Annotated in this window: 30 protein-coding genes; 10 read left to right on the top strand and 20 right to left on the bottom strand. The window is 38.7% G+C overall.

Annotated elements, in window-relative coordinates; translation table 11 throughout:
- Positions 1-70: 70 nt before the first annotated feature.
- A complete protein-coding gene (locus HMPREF2728_RS04915; protein WP_060955933.1) occupies positions 71-286 on the bottom strand; it encodes a YdbC family protein in 216 nt (71 codons plus the stop codon).
- A 98-nt stretch (positions 287-384) separates the two neighbouring features.
- On the opposite strand from HMPREF2728_RS04915, the gene HMPREF2728_RS04910 reads away from it, so the two are divergent.
- Positions 385-705 carry a hypothetical protein gene (locus tag HMPREF2728_RS04910; protein WP_060955934.1) on the top strand — a complete coding sequence of 107 codons (321 nt, stop codon included), beginning with the start codon at positions 385-387 and terminating at the stop codon, positions 703-705.
- 30 nt (positions 706-735) lie between these two features.
- Here the strand turns inward: HMPREF2728_RS04910 and HMPREF2728_RS04905 are convergent, their stop codons facing one another.
- The 7 genes from HMPREF2728_RS04905 to rpsP form a co-directional block, all read right to left on the bottom strand.
- The gene (locus HMPREF2728_RS04905; RefSeq protein ID WP_001196044.1) at positions 736-1,074 is read right to left on the bottom strand and encodes an ATP cone domain-containing protein; all 339 of its coding nucleotides are present in this window, start codon (positions 1,072-1,074) and stop codon (positions 736-738) included.
- 12 nt (positions 1,075-1,086) lie between these two features.
- Positions 1,087-1,806, bottom strand: coding sequence for a tRNA (guanosine(37)-N1)-methyltransferase TrmD (trmD, locus tag HMPREF2728_RS04900; protein WP_049502991.1), 720 nt, complete (start codon positions 1,804-1,806; stop codon positions 1,087-1,089).
- On the bottom strand, positions 1,796-2,314 hold the full coding sequence (rimM, locus tag HMPREF2728_RS04895; protein ID WP_060955936.1) for a ribosome maturation factor RimM: 519 nt from the start codon (positions 2,312-2,314) through the stop codon (positions 1,796-1,798). The genes trmD and rimM overlap by 11 nt, the downstream gene beginning before the upstream one ends.
- Before the next feature lie 36 nt (positions 2,315-2,350).
- Entirely contained in the window at positions 2,351-3,133 is a 783-nt protein-coding gene (locus HMPREF2728_RS04890) for an alpha/beta fold hydrolase (RefSeq protein WP_075227227.1), read from the bottom strand.
- A gap of 92 nt (positions 3,134-3,225) precedes the next feature.
- Positions 3,226-3,561: a MazG nucleotide pyrophosphohydrolase domain-containing protein gene (locus HMPREF2728_RS04885; RefSeq protein WP_049502993.1), complete on the bottom strand. Its 336-nt coding sequence runs from the start codon at positions 3,559-3,561 to the stop codon at positions 3,226-3,228.
- A gap of 44 nt (positions 3,562-3,605) precedes the next feature.
- Complete coding sequence (gene kphA, locus HMPREF2728_RS04880) at positions 3,606-3,845, bottom strand: RNA-binding protein KphA (protein WP_000379617.1); 240 nt, start codon at positions 3,843-3,845, stop codon at positions 3,606-3,608.
- A gap of 19 nt (positions 3,846-3,864) precedes the next feature.
- Positions 3,865-4,137: a 30S ribosomal protein S16 gene (gene rpsP, locus HMPREF2728_RS04875; RefSeq protein WP_000268760.1), complete on the bottom strand. Its 273-nt coding sequence runs from the start codon at positions 4,135-4,137 to the stop codon at positions 3,865-3,867.
- A 178-nt stretch (positions 4,138-4,315) separates the two neighbouring features.
- Between rpsP and HMPREF2728_RS04870 the strand changes: the two genes are divergently transcribed.
- The 8 genes from HMPREF2728_RS04870 (at position 4,316) to HMPREF2728_RS04835 (ending at position 9,267) form a co-directional block, all read left to right on the top strand.
- Positions 4,316-4,516, top strand: a complete 201-nt coding sequence (locus HMPREF2728_RS04870; protein WP_075227226.1) for a hypothetical protein — start codon at positions 4,316-4,318, stop codon at positions 4,514-4,516.
- A gap of 689 nt (positions 4,517-5,205) precedes the next feature.
- Entirely contained in the window at positions 5,206-5,802 is a 597-nt protein-coding gene (locus HMPREF2728_RS04865; RefSeq protein WP_075227225.1) for a hypothetical protein, read from the top strand.
- 2 nt (positions 5,803-5,804) lie between these two features.
- Positions 5,805-6,029 (top strand): helix-turn-helix transcriptional regulator, encoded by a 225-nt coding sequence (locus HMPREF2728_RS04860; RefSeq protein WP_042769224.1) that lies wholly within the window; start codon positions 5,805-5,807, stop codon positions 6,027-6,029.
- Positions 6,030-6,228: 199 nt separating this feature from the next.
- Positions 6,229-6,438 (top strand): hypothetical protein, encoded by a 210-nt coding sequence (locus HMPREF2728_RS04855; protein WP_075227224.1) that lies wholly within the window; start codon positions 6,229-6,231, stop codon positions 6,436-6,438.
- A 113-nt stretch (positions 6,439-6,551) separates the two neighbouring features.
- Entirely contained in the window at positions 6,552-7,295 is a 744-nt protein-coding gene (locus tag HMPREF2728_RS04850) for a DeoR/GlpR family DNA-binding transcription regulator (protein ID WP_075227223.1), read from the top strand.
- Positions 7,296-7,308: 13 nt separating this feature from the next.
- Positions 7,309-8,121: an HAD family hydrolase gene (locus tag HMPREF2728_RS04845; protein ID WP_075227222.1), complete on the top strand. Its 813-nt coding sequence runs from the start codon at positions 7,309-7,311 to the stop codon at positions 8,119-8,121.
- 71 nt (positions 8,122-8,192) lie between these two features.
- Entirely contained in the window at positions 8,193-8,999 is an 807-nt protein-coding gene (locus HMPREF2728_RS04840; protein WP_075227221.1) for a peptidylprolyl isomerase, read from the top strand.
- Between the two features lie 28 nt (positions 9,000-9,027).
- The gene (locus tag HMPREF2728_RS04835) at positions 9,028-9,267 is read left to right on the top strand and encodes a zinc-ribbon domain-containing protein (protein WP_083280550.1); all 240 of its coding nucleotides are present in this window, start codon (positions 9,028-9,030) and stop codon (positions 9,265-9,267) included.
- A 61-nt stretch (positions 9,268-9,328) separates the two neighbouring features.
- Here the strand turns inward: HMPREF2728_RS04835 and HMPREF2728_RS04830 are convergent, their stop codons facing one another.
- From HMPREF2728_RS04830 to HMPREF2728_RS04785, 10 genes are all read right to left on the bottom strand, one after another.
- Positions 9,329-10,870, bottom strand: a complete 1,542-nt coding sequence (locus HMPREF2728_RS04830) for an ABC-F family ATP-binding cassette domain-containing protein (RefSeq protein ID WP_049503000.1) — start codon at positions 10,868-10,870, stop codon at positions 9,329-9,331.
- 1 nt (position 10,871) lies between these two features.
- Positions 10,872-11,345 carry a VanZ family protein gene (locus HMPREF2728_RS04825; RefSeq protein ID WP_075227220.1) on the bottom strand — a complete coding sequence of 158 codons (474 nt, stop codon included), beginning with the start codon at positions 11,343-11,345 and terminating at the stop codon, positions 10,872-10,874.
- Between the two features lies 1 nt (position 11,346).
- A complete protein-coding gene (gene rlmN, locus HMPREF2728_RS04820) occupies positions 11,347-12,432 on the bottom strand; it encodes a dual-specificity RNA methyltransferase RlmN (RefSeq protein WP_075227219.1) in 1,086 nt (361 codons plus the stop codon).
- Between the two features lie 16 nt (positions 12,433-12,448).
- On the bottom strand, positions 12,449-12,982 hold the full coding sequence (locus tag HMPREF2728_RS04815) for a YutD family protein (protein WP_060955941.1): 534 nt from the start codon (positions 12,980-12,982) through the stop codon (positions 12,449-12,451).
- Positions 12,983-13,295: 313 nt separating this feature from the next.
- Entirely contained in the window at positions 13,296-14,165 is an 870-nt protein-coding gene (gene gla / locus HMPREF2728_RS04810; RefSeq protein ID WP_075227218.1) for an aquaglyceroporin Gla, read from the bottom strand.
- A 158-nt stretch (positions 14,166-14,323) separates the two neighbouring features.
- A complete protein-coding gene (locus HMPREF2728_RS04805; RefSeq protein ID WP_075227217.1) occupies positions 14,324-15,490 on the bottom strand; it encodes an ATP-grasp domain-containing protein in 1,167 nt (388 codons plus the stop codon).
- 12 nt (positions 15,491-15,502) lie between these two features.
- Positions 15,503-16,243 carry an esterase family protein gene (locus HMPREF2728_RS04800; RefSeq protein ID WP_060955944.1) on the bottom strand — a complete coding sequence of 247 codons (741 nt, stop codon included), beginning with the start codon at positions 16,241-16,243 and terminating at the stop codon, positions 15,503-15,505.
- Between the two features lie 21 nt (positions 16,244-16,264).
- Positions 16,265-17,089, bottom strand: a complete 825-nt coding sequence (locus HMPREF2728_RS04795) for an alpha/beta hydrolase (RefSeq protein ID WP_049509803.1) — start codon at positions 17,087-17,089, stop codon at positions 16,265-16,267.
- 135 nt (positions 17,090-17,224) lie between these two features.
- On the bottom strand, positions 17,225-18,439 hold the full coding sequence (gene thiI, locus HMPREF2728_RS04790) for a tRNA uracil 4-sulfurtransferase ThiI (protein WP_075227216.1): 1,215 nt from the start codon (positions 18,437-18,439) through the stop codon (positions 17,225-17,227).
- Between the two features lie 8 nt (positions 18,440-18,447).
- Entirely contained in the window at positions 18,448-19,590 is a 1,143-nt protein-coding gene (locus tag HMPREF2728_RS04785) for a cysteine desulfurase family protein (protein WP_075227215.1), read from the bottom strand.
- A 136-nt stretch (positions 19,591-19,726) separates the two neighbouring features.
- On the opposite strand from HMPREF2728_RS04785, the gene HMPREF2728_RS04780 reads away from it, so the two are divergent.
- Positions 19,727-20,143, top strand: coding sequence for a DUF6556 family protein (locus tag HMPREF2728_RS04780; RefSeq protein WP_075227214.1), 417 nt, complete (start codon positions 19,727-19,729; stop codon positions 20,141-20,143).
- A gap of 277 nt (positions 20,144-20,420) precedes the next feature.
- Here the strand turns inward: HMPREF2728_RS04780 and HMPREF2728_RS04775 are convergent, their stop codons facing one another.
- Both HMPREF2728_RS04775 and HMPREF2728_RS10830 read right to left on the bottom strand, forming a co-directional pair.
- Positions 20,421-21,122 (bottom strand): CPBP family intramembrane glutamic endopeptidase, encoded by a 702-nt coding sequence (locus HMPREF2728_RS04775; protein ID WP_075227213.1) that lies wholly within the window; start codon positions 21,120-21,122, stop codon positions 20,421-20,423.
- Between the two features lie 51 nt (positions 21,123-21,173).
- Complete coding sequence (locus HMPREF2728_RS10830; protein ID WP_007554479.1) at positions 21,174-21,338, bottom strand: hypothetical protein; 165 nt, start codon at positions 21,336-21,338, stop codon at positions 21,174-21,176.
- Positions 21,339-22,011 lie beyond the last annotated feature (673 nt).

Below are 22,011 nucleotides of genomic sequence, written 5' to 3'. Positions count from 1 at the left end.
TTTTCTGTCTAACTTTTGGGGTGCAGTACAGTTTTTCCCAGCTTCTTTTGGATTATTCTTACATGATTGCTTATTGATTCTTAAAGGCATCGACCATCACTTGAAACTCCTCGTTTGAGAGCGTGATTCCTTTCCCCATCTTAGTGTGGTCTGGACTCCAAGCACGAATGTCAAACTTTGCTGGTGCTCCATTAAAGCTGACACGATTGATTTCCTTGGTCCAACCTTTTTCATTCTCTGAGAGCGTAAGTAAGTGTTCTTCGATTTCAAATGAAAATTCTGCCATTGTATTCTCCTTTTAATTGTCTTCACTTGATTATTCGTAAAATCTTGTAGATTTTTTTAAAATTGTATATAATAATGGTAAAAAGAAGGGAGGCTCCGATGAAAGATTTATTTAAACATATTCAACAAAAATTCCAAGGATTTCTCAACGGACGAGAAGAACCAGATCATTCCAAAGCTGACTCCCTGACAAGTGCCATTAAAGAGGCACTCCTGAAAAAAACTGCTGTCCACATTATTTTATCAGATACAAGTTTTACAGGGGATATCATCAAATTTGATACGGACCGCCAGCAAATTATCGTTAAAAATTTTGCAAAAAATGTGACCCGCATTATTCGAGTCCCAGATATTCAAAAAATAAGTTTTGTTCCCTCAACTGTCCAAACTGCCCAAAAAAATCGATTTAAGAAAGAGTGAGATGAGTTTTCTTCATCTCACTCTTTTCTATTAACGGATTTGTTCAAAATGAAGGTGAACAGCAATATGTTCTCCGTAACCACTTCTCTCTAAATCCCGCTGCAAACGGTAAGAGATATAGTGTTCAGCGATGGTAATGTAACCTGCACCAAGCAAGCGATGCTCAACCATTGATTGAATCATGCTGATTGTTGCACGCTCCACTTTTGCCTCTTCTAGATCCAAGACAACTTTCTTAGTTACCTGAGCTAGATTTTGACGTAAATCATCTGTCAAAACATAAACCGTTTGAGCAGCTTTGAGAATGGCTTGATAGATTTTATCTGGATCAAAGTCGGCAACTTGTCCATCACGTTTAATGACTTGCATAGGCTTCTCCTTTTAATTTGTATTTTCTTTAATGTCTGCTAACATTTTGGCTTCTTCTGCTGTTAATTCGTAATGTTCCAACAAATCTGGTCTACGCTCATAAGTTTTTTTGAGACTTTCATAGAGACGCCATTGGCGAATCTTCTCATGGTGCCCACTCATAAGCACTTCTGGAACCACCATACCACGATAGTCATAAGGACGTGTGTACTGAGGGTATTCAAGAAGGCCTGATGAAAAGCTATCATCTTGGTGACTGGTTTCCTTCCCAATTACTTCTGGTATCAAGCGAACCGTCGCATCAATCATGGTCATTGCTGCCAGTTCTCCACCAGTTAGAACATAATCACCTAGGGAAATCTCATCTGTTACCAAGGTCTTAATGCGTTCATCATAGCCCTCGTAGTGACCACAGATAAAGATGAGTTCTTCTTCTTGGGCTAAATCTTCAGCATAGGCTTGATCAAACTGCTTACCAGCAGGATCCAAAAGAATCACGCGCGGATTCTTCTTTTCAATAGCATCAAAGGCATCAAAGATTGGCTGCGCACGTAGCAACATCCCTTGACCCCCACCATATGGCTCATCATCCACATGACGGGCCTTTTCAGCATATTCACGAAAATTGTGATACTGGATGTCAAGAAGTCCCTTCTCACGAGCTTTCCCAACGATGGAATGTTCTAGAGGCGAGAACATCTCTGGAAAGAGGGTTAAAATATCAATCTTCATCGTCTAACCCTTCTAAGAGTTCTACATCCACACGCTTATTAGGAATATCAACATTAAGGACAACCGGTGGGATATATGGTAAAAGCAGATCGCGTTTTCCCTTACGCTTAACTACCCAGACATCATTGGCACCTGGTTGAAGGATTTCCTTAATGGTTCCAATCAAGTTATCACCCTCGTAGACCTCTAGTCCAATAATCTCGTGATAGTAAAATTCACCCTCATCTAGGCCATTAAGGTTTTCTTCCGCAACCTTCAAACTGTAGCCCTTGTATTTTTCGATATCATTGATGTGATACATATCCTTAAATTTGATGATGTCAAAGTTTTTATGCTTACGGTGACTTGCGATAGTCACAGTTTTAACAAATTGATCCTTCTCATCAAATAAGGCCAGCTCTGCACCTTTTTTAAAGCGTTCTTCCGAAAAATCCGTCACAGATAAGACTCTCATCTCACCTTGCAAACCTTGCGTATTGACGATTTTTCCAACGTTAAAATAGTTCATTTGATCTCCTGTAATTTCCTTATCTCCATTTTCTTCTTACAATTTTTTAATAATATCTACAATTTTCTCTGATTCGGACCACTGTAAATAATGGTGATTCCCTCCTAAAATGAGTTTAGTATTGGAAGTCCAATATTCTGATTCTCTGTACTCTTTTTCTCTATAAGGCTGACAAAAAATAAATACAGGGACATGAGATTCTATCGACAAATTCTCAAAATCTTCCTCAGTAATTTCTCCAGATATCTGAAATTCTGGATCTTGATTTTCCAACTCTAAGCCTTTTTCTTGCATTAATTTCCAGATTTCTTTGTTAGTTTCAGGGTTAAATGTGGATTGAGTTAAGTTCTTAAAATAAAGTTCAGGATCAAATTCTTCAATCAGTCTCATTTGCTCTTCCATTTCTGGATAAGGATTTTCTGAAAAATCAGCAAACATTACTTTTTTAGTGGTCGGTTCAAGCGCTACTAAAGCCTGGCACTTAATTGGTTTGTTGAGCAATTTGCAAGCTAAAATTCCACTCAAACTATGTGCACAAAGTATATATTCAGAAATCGCCAATTCTTCAAGTACTTTATAAACCGCATCTGCAAGATTATCCAGATTATTTCCAGTTTGGTCATAAATCGGACTCCTACCTGTGTTCGGAAAATCAATTGTCAAATAACCAATTGTAGGAGGAAGTTTTTCAAGTATAAGTGAAAAATTTTCATAACTTGGTAGCAAACCTGCTCCATTTAGACAAACTAGCACTTTCTTTTGCTTTTGATAAGTAACAAAGAGACTGCCAATTTCTGTAGATACTTCAAACCTCTTCATAAAGAAACCACTCATTCTATACAATGATTTATTATATACCCTTATCCTTTATTTTATCACGTTCCAGGGATTTTCACAAGTTGGAGAAAAAGCTAGTTCTGACCTTCGGCTTCTAAATATCCTTCCAAATCTCGTTCATGTTGATATTTGATAGCTGCCTTTTTGTCTTTTTCAAAAATGGTCTTGGTTAGATCAATGTCATTGATGGCTGCAATTGCGACGGTGTAGTGAATGATATCAGCAAGTTCTTTAGCAAGTTCCTCGTTCGAGTCTTGAACACCCTCTTTTCGACCAGAGCGTCCATTTAAAACTTCAGCTACTTCTCCGACTTCCTCCACTAGCTTGATAAAAAGACCTTCCTCAGTTCGAGACTGCTGGTAATGTTCGAGTAAGTAGTCTTGTAATTGTCTAAACGTTAAATCCTTCATATCCTGCTCCTTGCAAAAAAAGCGAGACATCCGTCCCGCTTTTCTTATTTTTCGTCAATAACGATTCTTACTTTTTTGTCTTCAGTTGGGACAGAGTAGACAATCGTTCTTATCGCAGAAATAGTGCGACCCTTACGACCGATTACACGACCCACATCGCTTTGATCAAGATCCAAATGATATTCCAAAAATTCTGGTGTATCTTCAATCTTGATAGTTAAGGCATCTGGTTGTGAAATCAAAGGTTTCACAATTGCAATAATGAGATTTTCAATCGTATCCATCTGTCAACCTACTTTAGAATTATTTAGAGAATTTAGAATCGTGGAATTTCTTCAATACGCCTTCTTTTGAAAGGATGTTACGTACTGTATCTGAAGGTTGAGCTCCATCAGCCAACCATGCAAGAACACGGTCTTCTTTCAAAGTTACTTGGTTTTCAGCAACAAGTGGGTTGTAAGTTCCAACTGTTTCGATGAAACGTCCGTCACGTGGTGAACGTGAATCTGCTACGTTAATACGGTAGAAAGGTTTTTTCTTAGAACCCATACGAGTCAAACGGATTTTAACTGCCATTTTTAATATCTCTTTTCTTTTATTATTTAGTTCGGTGAAATAGCTGAGCTATTTAGCACATGTTCTATTATAGCAGATTTCTAAGAGGTGTCAAGAAAAAAACTTGACAGACTTTAAAATTTTTAATTTTTTTAGAAATTTGTTAGGCTAATAGGGATACATTAGAAAGAGAAATTTTATGAATACTAGTCCAGAGAAGATTTACAAAGACCATCAAGTCAAACCTTACATCTCTCCAAATTGTGATATAGAGGATTGGCTACTAGGCCCCAAACCTGTCCCAAAACGAAATATGGAATTATTAGAAGACAATCTCCTGGCAGGTGATATTATCCTCCTATGGAGAATCCAGTTTGGCACTTTTACAACCGAAACATGATTTTAAAAACTCCCATTCGAATATGATTCAAAATTCGCTTAAAATCAATGTTTTCCCACTTTTTCAAAAAACATATTTTCATCTAATTTAAATAACTTTCAATTAAATGGTATGAATTTTGCTTAAAATCATCAAAAACACCCCATGGTGTGAACCATGAAGTGTTGTAAATGCTGTATTGTAGCTAGTTCTTAACGTTTAGAGAACTGCCTAGCTTTACGAGCTTTCTTAAGATCTGGTTTGGAAAGTATAGGTTTTAATTGGACTAAAAACAGCGAAATATCACGGATTTTAAGAACGATATCTACTAATTAATTTATAAAATATGAATTAATAGATTCTAAATAGGGGAATAATTTAGTTCTGTAAAAATTAACTTCTACAACTACAAAGCTTATTCTGACAGACTTTATAACAGTCTTAAAAAAAAAGCAGAGATTCATACAGTATCTAGATTTTCCAAAAATTCTTTATCATCAAATATTATTAACGAAGCTATCCAAACCAAATCCGATGCATTGCTTCAAAGAATTCTTTAGTTGTTTGACTAGCGAAGGTTTTTATTAAAAAATTTTTTCAAATAATTGCCACCTTGGCACATAAATTCTTGCTTTCCAAATTTAAATGTGATATATTTATAACATAAAAATTAAATGTTATATATTTATAACATAAAAAAGGAGTCTATCATGAAAAAAAGTCAAAAAATGCGTGGCCTCATTGCAATGATTGCCGTAGCTCTCTTTATTGATTTTATTGTTTTATTTGGTTCTAATCTTAGTTCGGGTCCCAAGTTAGTTATTACTGGTATTTCAGTGGCAGGTCAAATTATAGCTATTTGGAGCTGGCTACATATGAAACCACGGCCTCATAAGAGTCAGAAAGATAAGGGAAAGATTATTTTTGACTTGTCTGCTAAGCTTTACACGGTACTTTTATTTGCAGCAAGCATTTTTTATACAGTAGGGATTTGGGTTACGACCCCAAGCGTAAGTTCTGGTATTAAAGAATGGATTTTGGGAATTGGCCTCGTTATTGAAGTTATTGTATTTGGTTTTTTCTGTTTGAAAAATGTCAAGGAAACTCCGGACGAACGCTTTTATGCTAATTTAGCCAAGGCAGCTAGCTTGATGTTTGTTTTTATACTAGGCGCACTGATGATCCTAGCAGTTATCATTGGGTATATAGGGTCTCTCACTCTTTACATGGGCCAGATCTTTATTAGCATAGCTGCCTTGATTTTCATCTTTGCGGTTGTCTATCTTATCTTGGAACGGAGAGGATAAGCATGGCCAAAGAAAGTAATATTATTACTAATCTCAAATCTGTCCGTGAGTCCACAGGCATGACCCAGCAGGAGTTAGCCGACCTCATCGGCATGCGACGCGAGACAATTCTTCACTTGGAAAATAACCGTTACAATCCTTCACTGGAAATGGCTCTTAAAATTGCTCAAGTTTTTAATCTGAAAGTAGAAGACCTCTTTGAACTCAGACAGAAAGAGGAAGCATAATTCTTTTCGAGACCTAGCATTAAGTTCATTGATTAATTAGAAATTGAAGCCGAAAGAATAAATCCTTAGAAAATATACTCTTTTAAAATATAGTAATTCTTATGGCATTGACGCACCAAAGCATTTAGAAAAGCTTGTTGAAAAAGGATATGCTATTATCGAAACCGCCTTTGACTCACTTGACCATCTAAATAGCACCATGAAAAAGAATATCCTGAAGAAGAAGGGAGTTACTGGACTTTCTAAAATGAAGGCTGCCGACTTGAATCAAGCCCTTCATGACCATTTTTCAGAAGACGAATTAGCTAGTCTCTTTTCGATTCGCGGTTATAAACTAACTCCAAAAGGAGAACAGGCTCTCAAGGACCATCAGGCAATCATTGACCGCCATCCAAAGAAGAATCTTTAATCAACCAAGTCAGGTTGATTTTTTTGTAAATCATTTAAAACACTTATAAAACATTACAATTATTGACAATCACTTACGAAAGAGGTATATTAGTATTAAAAGAGGGAATTCATATGTACCAAGAACAACGATTAGAAGAAATCATTAAACTTTTAGAGGATAGAGGAAGTCTGTCAGCAAAAGAAATGGTTGACCATTTCCATGTTTCCAAAGATACCATCCGGAGAGATTTTGCTATTCTCGCAAAGGAGAAACGAGCAAAAAGAACTCATGGAGGTTTATTGCCAATCCAAAAGCAAAGGATTCTTGGTTATAAAGGTCGAGCAGGACAGTCTTCCAAAGAAAAAGAGAAAATTGCTCATTTAGCTACCCAACTTATTTCTGATTCACAATTAATTTTCTATGATGTTTCAACAACTGTACTTGAGTTAGCAAAAATAACAGATAAAAAAGTTACTATTTTCAGCCATTCATTGGATAATGCACTGGTCTTAGGAGAAAATGAAAATGTTGATTTTCACATTATCGGTGGACGATTTCATAAAAAGAATCGTTTCTATTACTCATTAGAAGAATCCGAATCTTTGAATAGAATTAAATTTGACTTAGCATTTTTTGGTGCAGCTAGTCTTTCAGACGGACAAGTTAGTTTTGAAGATCAAGAAGATGTTCTAATGAAAAAAAGAGCATTTAAAACCAGTAAAATTCGCGTCTTGTTAGCTGAAACCAGCAAGATAAACAAACACTCTCATTATATTCTTTCCGAACTTACTGATTTTGATTATTGGATTACAGACAAAGAACCCGACCTGGAAATTCAACAGTCTTTAGATGGCAAAACAACTATTCTATTTTAACAAGGAGAAACATATGTCGGTAATAAAGTTAATCATGAGTGATATCGATGGTACCATTTTAGACCAAAATCACCAATTAGACTCTCGTTTACTAGAGCTTATGCCACTTTTGAAACAAAGTGAAATTCCTTTTGTTCTAGCTTCTGCTCGCTCTCCTCTTGGTATAGCTCCCATTTCGGAAGAACTGGGGATTACAAGTTTTCCAATTGCAAGTTATAATGGTGCTCTCATTAGTACAGGAGATAAAATTCTGAGTCAGCATACTATTAATAAAAAGGAATTACTCTTACTACATGATTTTTTAACAAAAGAATTTCCGACAGTTTCAATTAATGTTTATTCTGGAAAAAATTGGTACGTAAATGCTTTAGATAAATGGGTAGAAATTGAAGCACAGATTACTGGAGAGAGCCCCAAAGTTACTTCACTAGCAGATTTTCTTCAGGAAGAAAAGAATCTTATTCATAAACTTTTACTAATAGATAACGCAGCTACTATCCAGAAACTTAAAGAGACATTAGCAACCATGGATTTCCCTCAAACTGACTTTTACCTCTCGAAGGATAACTATCTTGAAGTCACACATAATCAAGTCTCAAAAAAACAAGCTCTGTTAGAATTAGCCAACTATTATCAACTATCACTCACTGAAATTATGAGTATTGGAGATAATTATAACGATATTCCAATGATAGAGACCGCTGGACTTGGTGTTGCAATGGGAAATGCTCCTACAGATGTTAAAGTCTGTGCAAATAAAGTAACAGATTCTAATGATCAAAATGGGGTAAGTAAGGCCATAAAATTGTATGTACTATCGGAATGATCACAATTGAATATTTGAAATCCACTTTCAATTAGGGTACAATGGTAGAAATGATTTTTGAAAGGATTCCCATGAAAAAAATAGCAACACTTCTATTAATCTCAACTTTTGCCCTTGCTGGATGTAGCAGTATCCAACGTAGTCTCCGAGGGGATGACTATGTAGATTCTAGCTTGGCTGCTGAAGAAAGTTCCAAAGCAGCTGCCCAATCGGCCAAGGATCTCAAAGACGCCTTGACAAATGAGAATGCTAACTTTCCACAACTCTCTAAGGAAGTTGCTGAAGACGAAGCTGAAGTCATTCTCCACACCAGTCAAGGAGATATCCGCATCAAACTCTTTCCAAAGCTAGCTCCACTTGCGGTTGAAAATTTCCTAACTCACGCAAAAGAAGGCTACTACAATGGCGTTACCTTCCACCGAGTGATCGATGGCTTCATGGTCCAGACTGGTGATCCAAAAGGGGATGGTACTGGTGGTGAATCCATCTGGCATGATAAGGACAAGACTAAAGACCAGGGAACTGGTTTCAAGAGCGAAATCTCTCCTTACCTCTATAACATTCGTGGTTCTCTCTCTATGGCCAATACTGGTCAACCAAATTCAAACGGCAGCCAGTTCTTCATCAACCAAAATACGACGGATATTTCTGCCAAACTCCCTTCAAGAAGCTATCCAAAGAAAATTATCGAAGCCTACAAAGAAGGTGGAAATCCTAGTCTAGACGGTAAGCACCCTGTCTTTGGTCAAGTCATCGACGGTATGGATGTTGTGGACAAGATTGCCAAGGCTGAAAAAGACGAAAAAGACAAACCAACTACTGCTATCACTATTGACAGCATTGAAATTGTTAAGGACTACGATTTCAGTAAAAAATAGGATAATCCCCAAATAAGGAGATGAGACAATGATTTTATTCTGGGGTTCGAAAGGTTACCAAAAGGTCTTAGGACATACTCAAACCACTATCGAGTGTGGTCACTGTAACAACACCGAAACTTGGGAAATTTCAGAAACTGGACGTAAGTTTACCCTTTACTGGATTCCACTCTTTCCTTACGGAAAAACTTATTTCGTTTCTTGCCCGATTTGTCACTACGGGAAAGAAATCCAAAAATCTGATATTGAAACCTATTTGAATTACTAGCCAAAAAGCCAAGTCACACAGACTTGGCTTTTTACTATTCTAGTTTTACGGAATTCTCTTTTTATGTCAACTCATTGAAATCCCAGATCTGGTCCATCCAGCCTTCGTAGAAGTCTGGTTCGTGGCAAACCATAAGGATAGAACCCTTGTATTCTTTCAGAGCACGTTTGAGTTCATCCTTGGCATCCACATCCAAGTGGTTGGTAGGTTCGTCAAGTACAAGGACGTTATTCTCTCGATTCATCAAGAGACAGAAACGAACCTTGGCTTGTTCTCCACCTGACAATACTTGGATTTGACTCTCGATATGTTTAGTCGTCAGACCACAACGAGCAAGGGCTGCACGAACTTCTGCTTGGTTAAGCGCTGGAAAGGCATTCCAAACTGCTTCCAGGGGTGTCTGACGATTGCCACCTTCCACTTCTTGTTCAAAGTAGCCGAGTTCTAGATAATCACCACGTTCTACTTCACCAGCGATTGGTGGGATAATTCCCAAAAGACTCTTCAAGAGGGTTGTTTTCCCTATACCGTTGGCACCGATGATAGCAACCTTTTGATTGCGCTCAAAGGTGAGGTTTAAGGGTTTAGTAAGGGGACGATCGTAGCCAATCTGCAAGTCCTTAGCTTGGAAGATAAAGCGTCCAGGTGTACGTGCAGATTTAAATTCAAAGGATGGCTTTGGTTTCTCACTTTGGAGCTCAATAATGTCCATCTTATCCAATTTCTTCTGGCGAGACATGGCCATGTTTCGTGTTGCAACACGAGCTTTGTTTCGAGCTACAAAGTCCTTGAGATCCGCAATTTCTTTCTGTTGACGTTCATAGGCTGCTTCCAGTTGTGATTTCTTCATGGCATAGACTTCTTGGAACTGGTAATAGTCTCCAGAGTAGCGAGTCAACTGCTGATTTTCTACATGATAGACGATATTGATAACGTCGTTGAGGAAAGGAATATCGTGCGAAATGAGTACGAAAGCATTTTCATAGTTCTGAAGATAGCGTTTAAGCCAGTCGATATGTTCGGCATCGAGGTAGTTAGTTGGCTCGTCAAGAAGCAAGATATCAGGTTTTTCAAGAAGGAGTTTGGCCAAAAGTACCTTGGTTCTTTGTCCACCTGACAAGGCTGTTACATCCGTATCCATCCCAAAATCCATGACACCAAGGGCACGCGCTACCTCATCGATCTTAGCATCTAAGGTATAGAAATCACGACTTTCCAAACGGTCTTGGAGTTCTCCAACTTCTTCCATCAATGCATCAATATCAGCGCCCTCTTCTGCCATTTCCATATAGAGTTCATTGATACGTGCTTCGGCTTTAAATAATTCGTCAAAAGCTGTACGAAGAACATCACGCACAGTTTGGCCTTCTTTAAGCACAGCATGCTGATCTAGGTAGCCAGCTGTCACATATTTAGACCATTCCACCTTACCTTCATCAGGTAACATTTTACCAGTTACGATGCTCATGAAGGTTGATTTTCCTTCACCATTGGCACCAACTAAGCCGATATGTTCACCTTTGAGGAGGCGAAAAGATACATCTTCAAAAATTGCACGGTCACCAAAACCGTGACTTAAATTTTTTACTTCTAAGATACTCATTCTAATTCCTTATCTTGTTTTTATGTAATAGTTTATAGAGAAGCCAAGCTAGATAGCCACCCAAGGTATTGGTCCACAAATCATCAATCTCAAAGACCCGATTAAAATCAAAGAAAAAGTCAAGAACTAACTGTGTACATTCGATTCCTAGACTCAATAGAAAACTGAACAAAATCACTTTCTTAGTATTTCTTAGACCTGGCATAAGATAGAGAAGTTGGAAAATCAGTGGGAAAAGTAAAAGGATATTTAAGGCGTTTTGCAAAAAAATCCAAAATAACTGAAAAAGACTTGTTACTTCACCCAGTTTCCAAAGGGAGTTTAAAGGCGTCAAAAGAAAAACCAGGCGTCCAAAAGTTTGAATACCTGGAGTTTCCACTCCTGTAGGAAGTTGAGGCTGGGGAGTAAAACAAAAACAGACAATACAAAGACTGTATAGAATCACTCCTAAGCTTAGTAATGTTTTTCGACTCATCTTATGGATTTACTTCTGCTACTGCTTTTTGACGATCACGCTTCATGGTATTTGAACGCAATTGTCCACAAGCCGCATCGATATCTGTACCATGTTCTTGACGAACGACACAGTTGACACCTTTTTTCTTGAGTGTATCATAGAAAGCCATCACACGCTCTTTGGGACTACGGCTATACTGGTCATGTTCACTAACTGGGTTGTAAGGAATCAAGTTGACATATGACAATTTCTTGATATTTTTGAGCAATTCTGCCAACTCGAGTGCCTGCTCCACTCCGTCGTTAACTTCATTTAGCATGATATACTCAAAAGTCACACGGCGGTTAGTTGTTTCGATGTAATACTCGATAGCTGCAAAGAGTTTTTCAATCGGAAAGGCACGGTTGATCTTCATGATGCTTGAGCGCAGTTCATTGTTTGGCGCATGAAGTGAGACAGCAAGGTTGACCTGTACGCCTTCATTGGCAAAATCACGAATCTTGTGAGCCAAACCAGAAGTTGATACTGTAATATGACGAGCGCCGATAGCCATTCCCTTATCATCATTGATAGTACGGATGAAGTTCAAGACATTATTGTAGTTATCAAATGGTTCTCCAATCCCCATAACAACGATATGACTAACACGTTCATCTTGTCCACGTTCGTCAAAATACTTTTGAACCAACATAATTTGGGCAACAATTTCTCCGTTATTGAGGTCACGTTGCTTCTTGATCAAGCCTGATGCACAGAAGGTACAACCAATATTGCAGCCTACCTGAGTGGTTACACAGACTGACAAACCATAGTGCTGACGCATAAGCACTGTCTCAATTAGCATACCATCAGGCAACTCAAAGAGGTACTTGACAGTACCATCGGCTGACTCTTGCACAATGCGTTGTTTCAAAGGATTTACCACAAACTGCTCATTGAGTTTGGCAATCAAATCCTTAGACAAGTTGGTCATTTCTTCAAATGATTGAACACGTTTACGGTAAAGCCATTCCCAGATTTGATCAGCACGGAATTTCTTTTCTCCTTGCTCCAAGACCCACTCTTGCATTCCTTGACGTGTTAAACTATAAATCGACGGTTTCATCTTTTCTCCTTACTTTCTAGTCCTTCTTACGGATGACAAAATGACGTTGCACCTTGTCTTCTTTCTGAGATTTTTGGTCTTTTGAACGGCGTCTATTTCTCTTATCCGTATGATTTTTTTTCTTACTTTGAGAAGTCTTTTTCCCTTTGCGAGAGTCCTTTTCTTCCTCTTTTTTGCGCATCTTTTGGTCAAATGGTGCTCGTTTAGGAACTTCATTTTCTAAAACAAAATAGGCACAACCATAGCTACAATACTCTAGTAGGTAGTCTTGCAAGCGACTAATTTTTTCTAAAGACTCTTCAGCTCGTTCATTCTTATAAAATCCCCGTAAGCGTAACTGCTCATTACTCCAGTCTCCAACAATATAATCAAACTTGGTTAGTACTTCTGAAAAGCGTTGAGTAAAAGCTGTTGCATCAAAAGCATCCTTGCTATTTTCAACTAGAGTAAAAACAAAATCTTCAGCTTCCACTCTGTTTCCAGTCAGTTGAAATTCGGGACCAGGGAATTTATTGTAATTATATAATTCGGGTGCAATTTCTTTACGCATAATCTTCCTTTTTCAACGATTACTTAATACTCTATTTTACCATATTTTCGCCACATTTTCACCTTTAGTATTAAAATGAAAAAAATCTGACGATTTAATACTCTTCAAAAATCTCTTCAAACCACGTCAGCTTCGTCTTAGATTATATATGTGACTGACTTCGTCAGTCTTATCTACAACCTCAAAGCAATGCTTTGAGCAGCCTGCGGCTTTTCCTAGTTTGCTCTTTGATTTTCATTGAGTATAAGAATCTCTATCTAAAAACTCGACTTTTGTATACAAGAAAAAACTGGGGTTTCCCAGTTTTGAGTGATTATAGGTAAAGTAATTTGAAAAGTGCTACTGCTGCAATACCAGCTGCAATCGGTGCAACTACTGGTACCCAAGCATACCACCATTTTGAATCACCCTTGTGTTGACCAAGGATTGATTTTGGAAGGAAGGCATGAAGGAGACGTGGTCCAAAGTCACGAGCTGGGTTCAAACCAGGTCCTGTAGGTCCTCCAAGTGAAGTAACCAAAGCCATTACTAGGAAACCAAGTGCCAAGTGACCAACAGCAAGTCCTGATGCTGTATGAGGCGCTACTTGAGCTTTAATGGCCAAATCAGAGAAGTCAACAGTTTGACCTGCTTGAGTTGCCATTTGCTTCATGTATTGAAGAACTTCAGCTCCGAAGAAGTTCTTTGTCAATCCAAGAGCTGCAAAGAAAAGAACGAATGAACCAACAAACTCATTGATAAAACCGTTAACTGTTGCTGCAAAGCGTGATTCTTTTGTACCGTGGTCCAAACTTGAAATAGTTGAGAAAGATCCCAAAATGTTGTTTGCTTTTTCAGTTTGCAAGTAGTATGGGCGGTGTGTTGCAACAACTAATGCTTGTCCGAAGATTGCTCCCAAAACCTGCATAATGATGTAAGGTGCAACTTGAGCCCAAGGGAAGAGTCCGCTAACTGCTAGACCAAGAGTGAAGGCTGGGTTGATGTGATTACCAGAAACATTACCAAACATCAAGGCAGGGATCATAACCCCCATACCGTAACCAACAGCGATAACGAGCCAGCCACTTTGGTGACCTTTCGTACCTTTAAGTTCAACGTTGGCAACTGCACCATTTCCCAAGATGATCAAGATGGCTGTTCCCAAAAATTCAGTGGCATATTTGACTGCCCATGCGAAATCCATTGATAGATTCTCCTTAATATTTTTTAGACAATCCCTATTCTATCAATTTTTAAGCCTTTTAGCAACAGATTTTCTAAAAGAATCCTGTGGGAAAACGCTTTTATTTCAAGTCTACAAAAAAGACCTAACAAAGAGAGTTTGTTAAGTCAAAATTTTGATTATTCTTGACGCTGACCAAAGTCCTTAATCATCTGATCCATTTCTTCACGACTTGGTGTCGTTAGCATATAGAGAAAGTCTCCTTGCAATTCAGCAAAGGCTGCAGGCATGATTTTCTTAACCTTAAATTGCTGACCGTATTTGGCGAGCAAGTCTTCTTCTGAATAAACATAGTTGGCGTTGGCACGACGTGATGTCGCCAAGCAGTACAGGGGCTCGAATTGTGAAGCAGGGAATGGTTCACCCGCAACGATCGCTGCATAGCCCTTGTACAAATCAAAAGAATGGGCATAGTTATAAACATCAATGGTGAATCCACCCGCTGGACGGTTATTGTACTCAATGGAAATATAATCATCACCTTCACGGAAGAACTCGATATGGAAGAAACGTTCTTTCATGCCAAATTCTTTAACGATTGCCTCACCATACTTGCGCAATTTTGGATCCATATCTTTAAGAACATAATAAGAATTGTCCATCTTGTAAATCATGAGATCAAGGGGTGTATGGGCATAGTCAAAGGTCGTAGAAAAGACGATATTTCCATCTCTATCTACCAAACCATCAAAGGTACAGATTTCACTAGAGGTGACAAATTTTTCAAAGAAATAAACGGTTGAATGGTCCCACTCTGCCTTGAAATGATGGATATCCTCTTCTGTTTCAAGCTTGAAGGTTGCTGCCGCTCCCACTCCATTGTCAGGTTTGGCAATCATAGGAAGGCCAATTTCTTTCACAGCTTTGTCAACATCTGCATCTGTTTCAATGACAGCACCTGGAACCACTGGAACTCCAGCTTTTTTGAAGAGTTTCTTCATTTCAGACTTGAACTTGGTCTTTTTGAGGTCGTCTGGTTTGGCACCAAAGACATTAAATTGTTCACGAAGAGCAGCATCCAACTCTAGCCAGTATTCATTGTGAGATTCGATGCGGTCAATTGGACCATGCTTATAAAAGAGAAAGGCAACTGCACGTTTAACTTCATCAATATTTTCAAGATTATCAACACGGAAATACTCAGTCAAGCTATTGCGCAATGGCTCATCTAGTTGTTCATAGGGTTCTTGCCCAATCCCTAGAACGGTGATTCCTTTATTGGCTAGCTCAATACTAAACTGTTGGAAATTTTGTGGGTAATAGGGTGAAATTACAAGATAATTCATAAGCTACTCCTTTTATAGACTCATGTGACCGAGGAAATATGGCATTTGTTTGCGCCACCAATCCCAATCATGGGCAACATCATGTCCCCATTCTGCAAACCAGGCAGGAATTTGTTTTTGGTCAAAGGCTTCTTTTAACTTGTAGTAAGAAGGCAGGCCATCATGCTCCCAAGCACCTAAGCCAGTACAAATCACAATCTCAGCCTGACGGTAACGGTCAATAAACCAACCATCATTTTGATTCCAGATATAGTCTACTGGTGAATTTTGATAGATAGCATCATCATTATAGTAGTCCCCTACAAAGAAGCGTGCGTCATAGACACCACTGAGGGCGATAACCTTGGTAAAGACATCTGGATGCTGCAGGAAAAAGTTGAGGGCATGATAGGCTCCCATAGAGCAGCCTGTCGTCATCATGCCGTCGAACCAGCCTGTCTTGTGCTTGATAAAAGGAATGGCTTCTTCAATAACGTATCGCTCATAAGCACGGTGCATTTCAGCTTGGTCATGACCATTTTTCCATGTTGCTAGCCAACTCTCACTATCGACACTTGACAGTGTAAAGAACTGAACACGGCCTTCTTCGATGAAGGATGAACAAGCATCAATCATGCCAAAATCATAGTATTCATTGTGGCTACCACCTGAGGAAGCAAAGACAACAACTGGGATACCTGCGTGTCCGTAACGATTAACATACATTTCACGGTTAAGATGACCACTCCAGTGGCTAAGATGTTCAATATTCATATCCTGTCTCCTTTATACTAGTTACCAATTTTCTGCAAAAAAGCGTAGGCAAGCTGGGAGATTTTCTGACCATGGCACTTCATGGTGAATGGCTCCAGCCTGAACCTTGAGAGAGAGATTTTCCAACTGAACTCCTCCTGCTATCAAATCATGATAATAGCGAAGGGAAGAGTCGATATAGGCCTGCTTAATATTGCCAGCCATGAGGGTCTTGTCTGTGTCGTCTGCTTCTTCCGTACCAACATAGATAAAGACACGCTGGTCAGGCAAGAGTTTTTTTCGCTCGATATAGCGATCAAAGGCCTCTTGGTGAAGCCAGTTAGCTGATGAGAAAACTCCCAAACATCCAATTTGATCCTGATACTCCAAGCCAATAAACTGGGTAATATTGCCGCCTAGAGAAGACCCAACCATAGCAGTGTGCTTGCGATCCGACTTTGTCCGATAGTTTTCGTCAATAAAGGGTTTGACCACTTCCATGACAAACTCAGCGTACTCGACTCCCTTACCACCAAATTGTTGGCCAGGAATGTTGGACTCTTGGAATTTCCATGCTGCATACTCATTCATCCGTCCAAGTCCATCATTGTCAATAGCCACAACAATCATACGGCTGATATCTGGATTTCGCTTGATGGCTGGGATAATCTTCCATGAATGTCCAACGTAAGATTCCTTACTATAAAAGACATTTTGTCCATCGTGAAAATACACAACTGGGTAGCTTCTATCCGTATCTTTATCATAGTTTTTGGGGAGGAGAACACGTACGCGACGCTCCTTACCTGTGTAGGGAACCACTAATTTATGCTCTCGCATTTTCAGGTAAAAGTAGGATTGATTCATTGTCAGAAAACTCTCTATATTCAAAATTTTATCTTATTATAGCACAAAAATAGAAAAAAAGTCAGTTTCCGTCCAAATTTAGGACAATAAACTAACTTTTTTTACTTATTTTATCTTTTCCTCTGGATTTTCTGATTAAAGGAGGTCATCAATTAGCTCATCGACTGCATCCTTCTCAGCTTGAGGCGTAATTTCAGTAATCATAATTCCTGCTACTGCACGTTCAACCAAACCTTCGACATCCATTCGTGCTTCATACTGCTCAGCATTCTTAATCTTTGGATTTGTCTTCGGACGATCAGGAGCAAAAATGGTACAGCAGTCTTCAAAGGGTTGGATGGAAATTTCAAAGGTATCAATTTCCTGAGCAATATCAATGATTTCCAACTTATCCATAGTTACAACTGGACGGATAATTGGTGTATTGGTCACCGCATTGATAGCCTGCATACTCTCCAGGGTTTGGCTTGCCACCTGACCAAGACTTTCACCATTGATGATGACCAAACCATTTCTCACTTCACGGATACGGTCTGTAATTCGCATCATAAAGCGACGAGTCAGTGTCATAAGATAAGCTTCTGGAGCCTTAGCCTTGATTTCCTCTTGAATCTCCGTGAATGGCACTTCGATAAACTGGATATTCCCACCAAATTTGGTCAATTTACGGGTCAAATCTTGCGCTTTCTTGAGGGCACCTGGACTTGTGTATGGAGGGCTAGCAAAGTGAACAGCCTCGATATCCACTCCACGTTTTAGAGCTAGATAACCAGCAACAGGTGAGTCAATCCCACCTGACAACATGAGCATACCTTTACCAGAAGTTCCAACTGGCAAGCCACCTGCACCACGAATGTTTTCATATGAAAGGTAGGCTGCTTCTTCACGAATCTCCACTTGCAGATTGATATCAGGATTTTTCATTTGGACTTGAACGTTTGGAATAGCTTCAAAAACTGCTCCACCAAGCGTTTGATTGAGTTCCCGGCTATCTAGCTCAAAGTTGTGGTCGCTACGCTTACTTGAGATTTTAAAGGTCATCCCTTCCTTGTAGATGTCCTTCATAATTTCTTGCACGGCAGACTTAAGAACTTCTACGGATTTTTCAACCTTATATACTGGAGAAAAGTTTTGAATCCCGAAAACTTGCTTGAGTGACTCTGCCACCGGTTCATAATCTGCCCCATTCAGATAAGCATGGGCACGATCGCGGTCTGCTGTCACTTTAACTTGAGGATAGATGGATAAAACGTCTGAGATATTATTACGTAGTTTATTGATGAAACGCATACGGTTTTTACCCTTGGTTGACAACTCTCCGTAGCGAATCATAATTTCTGAATACTGCATGAATGCTCCTATCTTACTTTTTTAGTTTGATTGTAGATTAATTTTAGTTTAGTCAAAAATTGCTCAACTTGACTCATATCATTTTCTAGGTCTAGACTGAGACGAACTGCTGACTGGGCCTTATCCTTTTCAATGCCCATGGCAATCAGGGTACCAGCAGGTTTTCCAGCCTTGGACGAACAAGCAGAGGTTGTAGAGATGAAAATATCATAGTCTTCAAAGGCATGAACAATGACTTCCCCACGAACTCCCTTAATCCCAAAGGTCAGAATATGAGGAGCAAAGTCTTCCTCATCTGAAAAGACAAAAATATCTGGATATTCAAGTAGAGCTTGGCGAATTACCGATTTCATCTGACTCGTTTTACTAGTAAACAAGTCTAATCTCTCCATAGCCAAACGTAGGGCCTTGGCTGTCGCTGCAATCCCTGCTACATTCTCAGTTGTTGAACGATAATCGCGCTCTTGGCCACCACCAGTTAAAAGCGGTGTAATTTTCTTACCAGACTTGATATAGACAAAGCCAACACCACGAACTCCATGGAACTTATGACTGGAGAAGGTCGCAAAATCCACTCGATCTGTCAAATACTTTTCTGTCGGAATCTTGGCCAAGGCCTGAACAGCATCTACATGGAAAGAAATAGTTGGCTTATCTGCCAAAAGTTCTGAAATAGCTTGGATGGGCTGGATGGAGCCGATTTCATTGTTGACAGCCATAACAGAAACAAGAGTTGTATCAGGACGAAGTAGGCCTGCTAAAGCAGCTACATCTACAAATCCCTTTTCATCTACAGGTGCAAAATCCACTTCAAAACCTTGAGTCTTAAGCCAGAGAGCTGACTCCTTGACTGCTGGGTGCTCAATAGCTGACACAATAATGTGTTTACCAAATTGCGCTTTTTCAAATGCAACCCCTTTGATAACCCAGTTATCACCTTCAGTACCACCAGATGTAAAGAAAATTTCTTCGCTTTTCTTGCCAATCAAATCTGCAATCTGCTGTCGAGAAGCTTCTAAAATTCTGCTAGATTGGTCTCCCAAACGATGGAGACTTGAAGGATTTCCTATAATCTTTGAAGCAACCTGCATATAAGTCTCTAAGGCTTCAGGGTATGGCTTGGTCGTTGCCGAATTATCAAAGTAAATCATGGTTTCTCACGCTTTCTAAAATCACTCCTTCTATTGTATCACGAAACAGTTCAGGCGACAAGAAAGGCAATTCAGGTTCATTTAAGTTTTTTTTAAAGATTTTCGGTATAATGATTTTTAGTAAAGGAGAGATATTATGTCTAATTATCGTAGAACATCAAAACCTAAAACGGAACACATCAAAAAAGGATTTACTGTTTTTCAAAAAACGATTGCTACTATCGGTAGTATTCTGGGGCTGATTACTGCAAGCATCACCATTATGAATGCTATGAATAACAACAACAATAATAACTCTAAAAAAGAAACTACGACAACCCAGACAACTGTCATAAAAGAGATTCAAAAGGAATCCCCTCAAGAGAACACTACTCCAAACAAGGATAATACTTCTACAAAAGAAAACACACAAGAAGAAACAACAAGTCAATCTAGTAGCAGTGAAGAAAGCAAGAAAGAAGAGACTAGCAGTAAACAAGAACAACCGACTGTTCCTTCATCTAGCACTCAAACAACAGATACAAAAACATCTACTACTAATGGAGCTTCCTAAAAGAACGATCTAACAGCCAGTGATTGAATCGCTGGTTTTTTATTGCTATCTTCAGCATTTATCAGCAAAAGTTGATCTTTGCAACAGAAAAATGATCAGCCTTTAAACCAATCATTTTTTGAATATATTTTATACTCTGAAAATCAAAGAGCAAACTAGGAAGCTAGCCGCAGGTTGCTCAAAACACTGTTTTGAGGTGTGGATAGAACTGACGAAGTCAGTAACAAATATACGGCAAGGCGAAGCTGACGTGGTTTGAAGAGATTTTCGAAGAGTATTAGCTAAAAACTAAAAATAGATAGTTTAAAATAGATACCAGTACTAGAACTCCGTTATTTAGCAAATGAACAGCTATGGAATCAAGGATATTCCCTCTACGAGCATAGGCTAAGTAAAATATCACTCCCAGTAAAAAATATGTTACAAACTCTATCGGATAAAACATATGCAGATAGCCAAAAATCGCAGAACTTATTAGCAATTTCAACCATTTTTGATCTTCTTTAAAAAAATAGTGGCTGAAGAATCCTCTAAATACTAATTCTTCCATGATTGGAGCAAATATACCAATTGCAAAATGAAAGGCGATGAAAAACAGAGGAAAAACACGAGTAACCTGCTCGCTTGTAGCCAGCAAGGCAGCATCGTTAGCGGATGTTGGATTTCCAGTAACCATTTGGATCAGGAGGGTACCTACAATCGCTACTAGTCGAGTAGCCACATAAAATAAAAGGGCTATTCCAAAATCCTTCCAGGTAAATTTAAGAGTCTTCTGCTGGTCTGGAACTTTCTTTTTATACTGTCTCCAAACAGCAACTAGCAAGAAGGTAGCCAGTACCAAATACCCAATACTAGTCGTCCACTTTAAGGACAGAGAACTAGAATCTTCGAGAGCCAGCATTCTCATGGGAAATGTATTTACATTTATAATCAGTAAGATCATTCCTACAAATTTTAAACTATTTTTCAACTTTTGCAAACCACTACCTCTTCTTTCCTGAACTCCAGCATCTCTAGTTACTAACGATGCTCATCTGTGTTTTCTTTCCTCTTTATAGATTTCTACTCCCTTAATCAGGGATAATAACACAAGGATGACTCCAATATCTAAATTGATCAAACTACCTCCATTAGCGAATAAATACAAACCCAAGCAGGCTTGCGCTAAGGGATAGGCATATTTATTAAATTTCATAGATACTCCCCAAAGCTTTCTACCAATAAATGAATAGAATAACTTCTTAGTCTTGCTCACAAGAGAACATCAAATTTCAGATTTACTTTTTTCTACTAGCTATCTCTAAATCCAATCCAATAATACTCTTCTGATTAACTTGTAAGATCAGCTCTATTCTTTTAGGGTTGAACCAGACCATCGATCTACTAAATCATGTTTAGGAACAATCATAGTTTAGCATTTATTTCTAGGAAAAGATTGCTCTTTCTTAAATTGTCATCAAAACATCCTAAATGGTAGAAATTGGCTTGTGACTTAAGGACTTCATTAGGAGTTCGAAATGTTTTATCCAAGGAACTTCAGTGACCATCAGCTTCCTCACTTTAAGAAAAAGCGAACAAGACCAGATTCTGTTTATCAGAAAACTAGTTTTGTCCGCTTTTTATATTCGAGATTAGTCTCTTGATCCAATCTCTATGACTTATACTCTTCGAAAATCAAATTCAAACCGCGTCAACGTCGCCTTGCCGTATATATGTTACTGACTTCGTCAGTTTTATCCACAACCTCAAAACAGTGTTTTGAGCAGCCTGCGGCTTTTCCTAGTTTGCTCTTTGATTTTCATTGAGTATTAGATGCTTTTACATCATCTTATTCGTCGTCTTTTTTCTTTCCCATAGCAAACATACCA

Source organism: Streptococcus sp. HMSC061D10, from assembly GCF_001808865.1.
GTDB lineage: Bacteria > Bacillota > Bacilli > Lactobacillales > Streptococcaceae > Streptococcus.
The sequence above is the reverse complement of the archived record's forward strand: the minus strand, read 5'-3'. Positions and strand labels throughout refer to the sequence as shown.

Excerpts from the sequence above, each read along its gene's own strand:
- HMPREF2728_RS04865 (WP_075227225.1), top strand. The coding sequence starts at position 5,206 with ATGAAAAAAAGTCAAAAAATGCGTGGCCTCATTGCAATGATTGCCGTA.
- gla (WP_075227218.1), bottom strand. The coding sequence starts at position 14,165 with ATGGATTTCGCATGGGCAGTCAAATATGCCACTGAATTTTTGGGAACA.
- HMPREF2728_RS04785 (WP_075227215.1), bottom strand. The coding sequence starts at position 19,590 with ATGATTTACTTTGATAATTCGGCAACGACCAAGCCATACCCTGAAGCC.
- HMPREF2728_RS04910 (WP_060955934.1), top strand. The coding sequence starts at position 385 with ATGAAAGATTTATTTAAACATATTCAACAAAAATTCCAAGGATTTCTC.
- HMPREF2728_RS04800 (WP_060955944.1), bottom strand. The coding sequence starts at position 16,243 with ATGAATATTGAACATCTTAGCCACTGGAGTGGTCATCTTAACCGTGAA.
- HMPREF2728_RS04915 (WP_060955933.1), bottom strand. The coding sequence starts at position 286 with ATGGCAGAATTTTCATTTGAAATCGAAGAACACTTACTTACGCTCTCA.
- HMPREF2728_RS04815 (WP_060955941.1), bottom strand. The coding sequence starts at position 12,982 with ATGCGTAAAGAAATTGCACCCGAATTATATAATTACAATAAATTCCCT.
- rpsP (WP_000268760.1), bottom strand. The coding sequence starts at position 4,137 with ATGGCAGTTAAAATCCGTTTGACTCGTATGGGTTCTAAGAAAAAACCT.
- HMPREF2728_RS04885 (WP_049502993.1), bottom strand. The coding sequence starts at position 3,561 with ATGAAGGATTTAACGTTTAGACAATTACAAGACTACTTACTCGAACAT.
- rimM (WP_060955936.1), bottom strand. The coding sequence starts at position 2,314 with ATGAACTATTTTAACGTTGGAAAAATCGTCAATACGCAAGGTTTGCAA.
- trmD (WP_049502991.1), bottom strand. The coding sequence starts at position 1,806 with ATGAAGATTGATATTTTAACCCTCTTTCCAGAGATGTTCTCGCCTCTA.
- HMPREF2728_RS04890 (WP_075227227.1), bottom strand. The coding sequence starts at position 3,133 with ATGAAGAGGTTTGAAGTATCTACAGAAATTGGCAGTCTCTTTGTTACT.
- HMPREF2728_RS04835 (WP_083280550.1), top strand. The coding sequence starts at position 9,028 with ATGATTTTATTCTGGGGTTCGAAAGGTTACCAAAAGGTCTTAGGACAT.
- HMPREF2728_RS04780 (WP_075227214.1), top strand. The coding sequence starts at position 19,727 with ATGTCTAATTATCGTAGAACATCAAAACCTAAAACGGAACACATCAAA.
- rlmN (WP_075227219.1), bottom strand. The coding sequence starts at position 12,432 with ATGAAACCGTCGATTTATAGTTTAACACGTCAAGGAATGCAAGAGTGG.
- kphA (WP_000379617.1), bottom strand. The coding sequence starts at position 3,845 with ATGGATACGATTGAAAATCTCATTATTGCAATTGTGAAACCTTTGATT.
- HMPREF2728_RS04850 (WP_075227223.1), top strand. The coding sequence starts at position 6,552 with ATGTACCAAGAACAACGATTAGAAGAAATCATTAAACTTTTAGAGGAT.
- HMPREF2728_RS04845 (WP_075227222.1), top strand. The coding sequence starts at position 7,309 with ATGTCGGTAATAAAGTTAATCATGAGTGATATCGATGGTACCATTTTA.
- HMPREF2728_RS04860 (WP_042769224.1), top strand. The coding sequence starts at position 5,805 with ATGGCCAAAGAAAGTAATATTATTACTAATCTCAAATCTGTCCGTGAG.
- HMPREF2728_RS04830 (WP_049503000.1), bottom strand. The coding sequence starts at position 10,870 with ATGAGTATCTTAGAAGTAAAAAATTTAAGTCACGGTTTTGGTGACCGT.
- HMPREF2728_RS04905 (WP_001196044.1), bottom strand. The coding sequence starts at position 1,074 with ATGCAAGTCATTAAACGTGATGGACAAGTTGCCGACTTTGATCCAGAT.
- HMPREF2728_RS04825 (WP_075227220.1), bottom strand. The coding sequence starts at position 11,345 with ATGAGTCGAAAAACATTACTAAGCTTAGGAGTGATTCTATACAGTCTT.
- HMPREF2728_RS04840 (WP_075227221.1), top strand. The coding sequence starts at position 8,193 with ATGAAAAAAATAGCAACACTTCTATTAATCTCAACTTTTGCCCTTGCT.
- HMPREF2728_RS04870 (WP_075227226.1), top strand. The coding sequence starts at position 4,316 with ATGAATACTAGTCCAGAGAAGATTTACAAAGACCATCAAGTCAAACCT.
- thiI (WP_075227216.1), bottom strand. The coding sequence starts at position 18,439 with ATGCAGTATTCAGAAATTATGATTCGCTACGGAGAGTTGTCAACCAAG.
- HMPREF2728_RS04855 (WP_075227224.1), top strand. The coding sequence starts at position 6,229 with ATGAAAAAGAATATCCTGAAGAAGAAGGGAGTTACTGGACTTTCTAAA.
- HMPREF2728_RS04805 (WP_075227217.1), bottom strand. The coding sequence starts at position 15,490 with ATGAATTATCTTGTAATTTCACCCTATTACCCACAAAATTTCCAACAG.
- HMPREF2728_RS10830 (WP_007554479.1), bottom strand. The coding sequence starts at position 21,338 with ATGAAATTTAATAAATATGCCTATCCCTTAGCGCAAGCCTGCTTGGGT.
- HMPREF2728_RS04795 (WP_049509803.1), bottom strand. The coding sequence starts at position 17,089 with ATGAATCAATCCTACTTTTACCTGAAAATGCGAGAGCATAAATTAGTG.